Annotated in this window: 1 pseudogene; it reads right to left on the reverse strand. The window is 34.0% G+C overall.

What is annotated here, in order from left to right:
• A pseudogene (locus DRF60_RS21310) lies at positions 1-565 on the reverse strand (RHS repeat-associated core domain-containing protein); the annotation flags it as partial.

The raw sequence follows: 565 nt of genomic DNA on the forward strand, positions 1-565 counted from the left end.
ACAGCAATACCAAAAGGATTTAATTGAGAAATTTGAAAGTCATTAGGTAAATTCAAATAATTGTAAGCAATAGTCTGAATACCTTTATCTTTCATAGTGATCATATTTCCATTCAGATCATAATCAATAAGATTATTTCCTCCTTCATATCCCGTGTCATTCAGTGAATTTTCTATAACCTTATCCAAACGGTTTCCGGTGTACTGATAGGCAAGATCATCCACCAGCGTTGATGTTGTTCCAAATATTGGAAAAGCATTTCTTTTCAGGGTCATGATATTGCCGTTCAGATCATAGGTCAGGTTTTCATTGAAATTGTTATTATACGGGTTGGTAGATCCAGGTTCAGTATAGATAGCATCTTTTAATCTATTAAGGTTATCATACCCATAATTATACCTTTTTAAAACATTTTCTGAAGCATTATTCCAATCAATCTCGGCAATATTTCCATTGAATCTTCCTGGAGCCACATTTGAATAAACAGGATTAGTATATCTCATTTCATACCCAAAGAGTTTTCCATTCAGATTGGCAGGGTCATTAACCTTAGTCATCCAGCCTC

This window comes from Chryseobacterium elymi (assembly GCF_003385495.1).
Taxonomy (GTDB): Bacteria; Bacteroidota; Bacteroidia; order Flavobacteriales; family Weeksellaceae; genus Chryseobacterium; species Chryseobacterium elymi.